This window comes from bacterium (genome assembly GCA_035505375.1).
Classification (GTDB): Bacteria; Hydrothermota; Tepidihabitantia; order Tepidihabitantales; family Tepidihabitantaceae; genus UBA2258.
Window position 1 is genome coordinate 1 of sequence record DATJQV010000005.1, and the last position, 8,051, is coordinate 8,051.

Here is an 8,051-nt window from a genome sequence, read left to right on the forward strand (position 1 = left end):
GCGTCGAACACGGTCAGCGGAACGTTCGCGTCCGAGTGAACCGATATGCCGTAACGTCCGGGATTGGACAGGACCCTGAGCCCTGCCCGCGGTACCACCGGAGCTTTGCCTTCGGCCACGCCCGGCGCCCACGGCCTGCCGGCGTCGGTGGTCTTGAGAATCGTACCGTTGCCGCCAACCGCGTAGCCCGTATCACCGCCATGAGGGAAGGTCAGGGCGTTGATGGAATTGGTGGTGACAGTGTCGAGGGTGCGCCAGAAATCCGTGTCACTCTCCGTCGCGGCGATGAAACCGCTGTCCCCGGAAATGAACGCGAGGGTGTCAAACGGCATGCAAATCCCGTGGAAGCCACCGCTAACGAAGGGAGCCCTCACCAGCGTGTCCCACGTCGGTCCAAAGGTCGACGTGAACCGGATTATGCCGAGGTTTGAAGTGAGATCTTTCCCAATCAGGTAGCCCTTGCTCGAGTTGGTAGGCGAGAAGGCTGCTCCTGACAGAGTCGCATTGGGTGCGCCGGAGGTCTGATTGGTGAATGTGTTACCGTCGATGGTTCCGAGGACCGTGCCGGCCAGACCGAAGACTACGCCATGGACGTCCGTAGTGAAACTGGCGCCGGTCGACACATCCAATTGGTGACCCACCGTGATCTTGGTCCAGGTGCTGCCGCCATCAGTGGACTTTAGCACATAGGCCTGACCGGTTGACGCCGCCCCGATCCATCCGGTCTGCCCTTTCGACGGGAACGCCACGTAGGTCAGCGGGTCAGTAACGGGAGACGTGACCTTCGTCCAGGTTGTTCCACCATCAGTGGTCTTGACGATTGCTCCCACGTCACCGACCGCAACTCCGATGTTGTCATCAGTGAAGAAGACCGCCTTCAGCCCCATCATCGTCGATGGGTTTTGGAATACCCATGTCGCACCGCCATCAGTGGTCTTGTAGACTGAGCCCCCACTCAACGGCGATGCGCCGACCGCGTACCCAACCATCGTGCCCGTCGGGAAACTCACTCCCTTCAGGTCGTCCACTGTGCCCGAGGTCATTTTCTTCCAGTCTCCGAGGGCGATTGAGCACAGCAGCGCGATGCTGCCTAACACTACTGCGTTGCGCCGACATACAACGCTCACTTTTCCTCCTTTTTCTGCCCTTCTTTGGGTCAAAGACTTCTTGTTGCCCGCGCCCTTCGCGTTCCGGCATACCGCGTACACAAACGACCGGCTTCTAGCTCCGGTTCACGCGCCGGCAAGGAAAGCCGCACGGAATACAACGGTTTAGTATACCCCCCAAGTGCTGCCTGTCAATGACCCCTGAGACTTGTCCGGGTCCGACAGCGAACTGCCGCGCACAGGGTCACGAGAGAGGGAAACTCGAATTCCGAAGTCCGAATTCCGATTGCAGCCCGAATGACCGACGGTCGAACCGGGCCGGGACGGTGCAGCGCCGTCGGCCGTTCAGGTCCGTCATTCGAGATTCGGACCTGATTCGGGCTCCGGCGCGAACGACTTCACCCATTGCCTGCATGCGCTGGACTCTGCGGTTCGCTACGGGTCGGTTCAGCGGTCGTCTCAGGCCACCGTGCTTCGGGGATGACGCTCGCAGACTAACGCTGATTGCCTTGCGTCTGCGCTGACGAATCCGGCATGCCTGCCTTGCGACAGGCCATGGCGAGGTTGCGGCGCACGACGTCCGAATTCGGGTCGAGCCGGAGCGCCTCTCTGTACTCGGCGATTGCGGAGTCGAGCCGGCCGATGCGCATCAGTGCCACCCCGAGGTCGTTCCGCGCCTTCGGCGACTCGGGCTCAAGCCGCACGACCTCGCGCAGTTCCCGGATTGCATCGGGCAGGTCTCCCTGGTCGATGAGGGCGAATGCCAGGCTCACGTGCGGCCCGGCATCATCCGGGCTGATTGCGACGGCCGCGCGGAATTGCTCGGTGGCACCTTGCTTCTCACCAGCCTGGGTCAGAGCCAGGCCGTAATGCAGGTGACCGATAACCGACCCCGGCGCTTCACGCACCATCGCCTTGGACATCGATAGCTCGTCGCGCCAGATCGGGTTGCGCCGGAGCGTCTGCACCGCGCATGCTGCCGTATACAGAAGAACCGCGCCAAGCACGACGCGGACGGTGGACTGCGTCTGATGCGACGTCGCGTACAGCGCCGCGAGCAGCATCACTGCTCCCGGTGCAGCCAGATAGAGCATCCGCCCCGCCGGCCCAAGGAAGACAAGATGCGCGAACGGCAGCAGGAACAGCACCATCCACGCATAGCCGTACCAGCCCAGGCGGACGGCTTCAGGATCAGGCCGCAGGTTCTGCATTCCTCCGACCTCTGTCCTCCGTCCTCCGTCTTCCGTCCTCCGTCTTCGGCGCCCGAGCCGAATGACCGCGTACAGCGGCAGGCCCAGAAACAGCAGCCCCAGTACTGTGTAGACCGAGAAGCCGGTGAACGGTGTGTCCGCGACATAGATAACCTTCTGATTGAATGGAAAGAGCAGGAGCTGCAACTGCTGCCCGAAGGTGTTCAGCACCTGCAGCGGTTCGGTGATTGCCTGTGACATGACCGAACTCGCGAACGGAACCCGGGCGATACCGAACCGGAGCAGGAGGTAGCAGGCAATCGGCAAGACCGCGGCCGACAGCCATGACCGGAGCTTTCGATACCGCGTCCGGTTCACGAAGAGCCACGCCGCCGCGACCGCGGCGAACACCAGCGATGATTCGAGGGCCAGCGTGCTGAGCAGCAGCGAGACACCGAACAGCACCGGCCAGACCCGCCCGCGGTCGCGCCGGCCGCGCAGCAGTGCGTAGCTTCCTGTTAGGAGGAAGAAAAGAGCGAGTAGATAGGTGCGGTTGGAGACGAACGTCACCACGCAGTTCATCGCCGGGTGGATGCCCACCAGCAACCCGCCCAGAACGGCCGGCCACACCGACCCGAACAGCTCCCAGAGCAGCAGGCACGTGAACAATACGACCGCTGCGTTGATGATGACGTTGGTCAGGTGATAGCCTGAAGGTCGGAGTCCCCAGACCTCGTGGTCGACGTAAAGGCTGAGATTGGATAGCGGCCGGTAGTAGGCGACGTCGTTCCGGCTCCGCTCCGTCTCCGGGTTGTTCCAGAACCCCCGGGCGAAGAGGTCGAGCGGGTTCGTCCGGTTCAGGGACGGGTTGTTCACAACAAGCGTGTTGTCATCCCAGACAAAGCCGTATTGGAGGGTCGGCAGGTAGAGAATCAGCGCGGCGAGCGCCGCGACTCCGAAGGCCAGATACGGTCTCCGATGCCCGGCGCTGCGCGACGGACCGGTCCCGGTCTTCTTCGGAGCCGACGTCCGGCTGGTCTGCACGTGCTATTCTAGGCCGTTACGGCGGCTCCGCAAGACGGAAAGCCGTCGCCCGGCTGCATACCGACTTGATTCAAGACCTCCGCGGTCGGATGAGCCAGACGACTAGCGCTGATTGCCCTCCAGCAGTGCCGCCGAATCCGGCATGCCTGCGGCCCGGTAGGCAGCGGCGAGATTGGCGCGCGCGCCCGCGAAGTCCGGCTTGAGCTGGAGCGCGGCTTTCAGGCAGGTGATTGCCTGCCTGAAGTCTCCGCTCTGCATGTAGGCGTACCCGAGGTTGTTCAGCGTCAGGTCCGAATTCGGGTCGAGCCGGAGGACTTCCTTATACTCAACGATTGCCGAATCGAGCTGGCCGTTGCGCATCAGGGTCACCGCGAGGTCGTTCCGCGCTTTCGGCGACTCAGGACTCAGTCGCACGACCTCGCGCAGTTCCCGGATTGCGTCCGGCAGGTCTCCCTGGTCGATCAGGGCGAAGGCGAGAGTCAGGTGCGGCTCGACGTAGTCCGGCTTGATGTTGATTGCGATCTGGTACTGCTCAATCGCCTCTTCCTTACGGCCGGTTCTGGCCAGCGCCAGACCGTAGTTGAGGTGCCCGCCGGACGACCGCGGCGCTTCCTGCACCATCGTCCGGGACAGCGACAGATCGTCGTGCCAGACCGGATTGCGCCGCAGCGTCTGCACCGCGCACGCTGCCGCATACAGAAGAACCACGCCAAGCACGACGCGGTTGGTAGACTGCCTACGGTCCGGAGTCCGGTAAAGTGCCGCCAGCAGAATCATCACGCCCGGCGCGGTCAGGTAGAGGGCTCTGCCGGCGGGCCCGAGAAAGACCATGTACGCGAACGGCAGCAGGAACAGCACCATCCACGCATAGCCGTACCAGCCCAGGCGGATGGCTCCAGGATCAGCCCGCAGGTTCTGCATTCCTCCGACCTCTGTCCTCCGTCTTCGGTGCCCGAGCCGGACCACCGCATACAGCGGCAGGCCCAGAAACAACAACCCGAGGATCGTGTACCATGAGAAGCTGGTAAACGGTCTGGCCGGCAGGTAGATGACCTTCTGGTTGAATGGGAAAAGCAGAAGCTGCAACTGCTGACCAAAGGCGTTTGCGACCAGCAGCGGGTAGGATATCGCCGGAGACATGGCCGAGCTCTGCAAAGGAACCCGGGCGACGCTGAACCGGAGCAGGAGGTACAACGTGATCGGCAAGGCGACCGCGGCTGCCCACCACCAGCGCCCTCGATACCGGGTTCGGTTTGCGAGAACCCACGCCGCGGCAATTACGGCAAAGACCAGCGACGCTTCGAGGGCCAGCGTGCTGAGCAGCAGCGAAACACCGAACAGCACCGGCCACGCCCGCCTGCGGTCGCGCCGGCCGCGCAGCAGTGCGTAGCTCCCGGTTAAGAGGAAGAAGAGCGCGAGCAGATAGGTACGGTTGGAGATAAACGTCACCACGCAGTTCATCGCCGGGTGGATGCCAACCAGCAACCCGCCCAGAACGGCCGGCCACACCGACCCAAACAACTCCCAGAGCAGCAGGCACGTGAGCAATACGACTGCCGCGTTGACGATGACGTTGGTCAGGTGATAGCCTGAAGGTCGGAGTCCCCACACTTTGCGGTCGACGTAGAGGCTGAGATTGGAGAGCGGACGGTAGTAGGCTGCCGTGTTGCCCTCGCTGGTATCCGCCTCCGGGTTGTTCCAGAATCCCTGAGTGAATATCCCGACCGGGCTGGTCCGGTCGAGGGACGGGTTATTGAGAATCAGCGGCCCATCATCCCAGACGAAGCCGTATTGGAGGGTCGGCAGGTAGAGCAGCAACGCCGCCAGCGCCGCAGCGCCGAAGACCAGCCACGGTTTCGGTCGCCCGGACCCGCGCTTGATGCCGGTCTGCGTTCTCTCCGAAGACGGTTTCCGGGTGGCCTGCACGCGCTATTCTATGCCGTTACCACGGTTCTGCAAGACGGAAAGCAGCCGCCCGGCAGCATACCGACTTGATTCAAACCACCGCGGTCGGATGAGCCAGACGCCTAGCGCTGATCGTCTTCCAACATTGCCGCCGAATCCGGCAGGCCGGCGGCCTGGTAGGCCGCGGCGAGATTGGCGCGCGCGCCCGCGAAGTCCGGCTTGAGCCGGAGCGCGGCTTTCAGGCAGGTGATTGCCTGCCTGAAGTCTCCGCTCTGCATGTAGGCATACCCGAGGTTGTTAAGCGTCATCTCCGAATTCGGTTCGAGCCGGAGCGCCTCCCTGTACTCAGCGATGGCCGAATCCAGCTCGCCATGCTGCCTGAGCATCAGCGCGAGGTCGTTCCTCACCTCCGGCGACTCAGGCCGAAGCCGTACGACCTCACGGAACTCATGAATCGCGGCCGTCAGGTCTCCCTGGTTGATCAGAGCAAAGGCAAGGGCGATGTGCGGTCCCGCGTAGTTCGAGTCGATGCTCACTGCCGAGCGGAACTGCTCAATCGCTTCTTCAGTCCGGCCATCGCCGTTCAGCGCGTTGCCGTAGTTCAGGTGGCCGCCGGCTGATTCCGGCGCTTCCAGCACCATCGCGCGGGACAGCGTAAGTTCGTCGCGCCAGACCGGGTTGCGCCGGAGCGTCTGCACCGCGCATGCCGCCGTATACAGAAGAACCGCGCCAAGCACGACGCGGCCGGTGGACTGCTTCCGATGCGGCGTCGCGTACAGCGCCGCGAGCAAAATCACTGCCCCCGGTGCGGCCAGATAGAGCATCCTCCCCGCCGGCCCAAGAAAGACAAGATGCGCGAACGGCAGCAGGAACAGCACCATCCACGCATAGCCGTACCAGCCCAGGCGGACGGCTTCAGGATCAGACCGCAAGTTCTGCATTCCTCCGACCTCCGTCCTCCGTCTTCGGCGCCCGAGCCGAATCAGCGCGTACACCGGCAGGATGAGGAACGCGAGCCCCAGAATCGTGTACGCGGAGAAGCCGGTGAACGTCTCTGTCTTGACATATATCACCTTCTGGTTGAATGGGAGGAACAGGAGCTGCAACTGCTGCCCGAAGCTGTCGACGACGCGCAGCGGCGCAGTGACCAGCCAGTGCGTAACCGAACTCTCGAACGGGACCCGGGCGATACCGAGCCGGAGCAGGAGGTAGCAGGCAATCGGCAAGACTGCCGCAGCCAGCCAGGGCCATAGTCGGCGATACTGCGTCCGGTTCACGAAGAGCCATGCCGCCGCGACCGCGGCGAACACCAGCGATGATTCGAGGGCCAGCGTGCTGAGCAGCAGCGAGACACCGAACAGCACCGGCCACGCCCGCCCGCGGTCGCGCCGGCCGCGCAGCAGTGCGTAGCTCCCTGTCAAGAGGAAGAAGAGCGCAAGCAGATAGGTACGGTTGGAGATGAACGTCACCACGCAGTTCATCGCCGGGTGGATGCCCACCAGCAACCCGCCCAGACCAGCCAGCCACACCGACCCGAACAGCTCCCAGAGCAGCAGGCACACGAGCAATACGACTGCTGAGTTGACGATGACGTTGGTCAGGTGGTAGCCTGAAGGTCGGAGTCCCCACACTTTGCGGTCGACGTAAAGGCTGAGATTGGAGAGCGGACGGTAGTAGGCCATGCCGCTCTGGCTCGGTTCCGTTTCCTGGTTGTTCCAGAACCCCTTGGCGAAGAGCTCGATCGGGTTCGTCCGGTTCAGGGACGGGTTGTTCACGACAAGCGTGTTGTCATCCCAGACAAAGCCGTATTGGAGGGTCGGCAGGTAGAGAATCAGTGCGGCGAGCGCCACGACCCCGAAGACCAGCCACGGCCTCGGTCGCCCGGCCCTGCTCTTGGTGCCGGGCTGCGTCTTCTTCGGAGCCGGTTTCCGGCTGGCCTGCACATGCTATTGTAGGCCGTTCCCGCGGCTCTGCAAGGCGCGAAGGTGCACAAGCATCAATAACCAGGCGCCAATGACCATCCAAGCCCGAAGTCGAATGACTGTGCCCTGACCGCCTTCGGGTACGGTCATCCCCTTGTTGTCCGGCCGACGGCGAAGCCTGTCGTGAGCGGCCAAAGTCCGAGACCAGGCCGGGAAACGCACGGGCAGACCGGGAGTCACTCCCGGGGTGACTACGGCATTCAGGGCCTGATAGGACGCGGTCATCAATGTGGCAATCAGTCAATGACTTAGCTCGCTGGCCAGTCCCGCGTCGAGGGCGGATTTCAACACGGGTTGCAACCGCGCACCCAAGCGCGCCTTCAGTCCAGCAGTCACCGCCGCGTGGACTCATGGCCTCAGCGACGCTGTCAGTGCTGAGTCGAGCCCGGCCTCCACTGACGAGTTCAGTTGCGTTCTCACCCGCAAGCTGACTGCGGCATCCATCTGCGCGTTCAAACGTCAGGCGACAGCCGGGTTCAGAACGTCATCGAATCGCGCAGCCACAGTGTTAGCTACTTGACCCGCAGCGACCGACTCGCATCACTCCCGGGCCACCGAAAACGGGGACAGCTCCGTTTCCGCGCATAAGAAAAGGGGCGGGTCAAAGACCCGCCCCGGTAACCGTTGGTTCGGTCTAGTGCTCGACTACCAGCTTCTGCGTTGCACTGTAACCCTCGGTCGCTACCTTCACCAGGTACACGCCCGCGTCCAGCTTCCGCAGATCCAGGTTCGCCGTTCCAGTCCGTCCAGCCGCCATCGTCTGCGCAACCACCGTACGCCCGGTCACGTCGAATACGCTCAACGTAACCAGCCCGGCACTCGGC

At 63.1% G+C, this 8,051-nt stretch carries 5 protein-coding genes; all 5 read right to left on the bottom strand.

Annotation, left to right across the window (positions count from 1 at the left end):
* On the bottom strand, positions 1–1,127 hold a 1,127-nt coding region (locus VMH22_01075), incomplete at its 3' end, for a YCF48-related protein (protein HTW90288.1).
* Between the two features lie 473 nt (positions 1,128–1,600).
* On the bottom strand, positions 1,601–3,340 hold the full coding sequence (locus tag VMH22_01080; protein HTW90289.1) for a tetratricopeptide repeat protein: 1,740 nt from the start codon (positions 3,338–3,340) through the stop codon (positions 1,601–1,603).
* A gap of 102 nt (positions 3,341–3,442) precedes the next feature.
* Positions 3,443–5,266 (bottom strand): tetratricopeptide repeat protein, encoded by a 1,824-nt coding sequence (locus VMH22_01085; GenBank protein ID HTW90290.1) that lies wholly within the window; start codon positions 5,264–5,266, stop codon positions 3,443–3,445.
* Positions 5,267–5,367: 101 nt separating this feature from the next.
* A complete protein-coding gene (locus VMH22_01090; protein HTW90291.1) occupies positions 5,368–7,188 on the bottom strand; it encodes a tetratricopeptide repeat protein in 1,821 nt (606 codons plus the stop codon).
* 673 nt (positions 7,189–7,861) lie between these two features.
* Positions 7,862–8,051: T9SS type A sorting domain-containing protein (locus VMH22_01095; protein HTW90292.1), on the bottom strand; the 190-nt coding region annotated here is incomplete at its 5' end.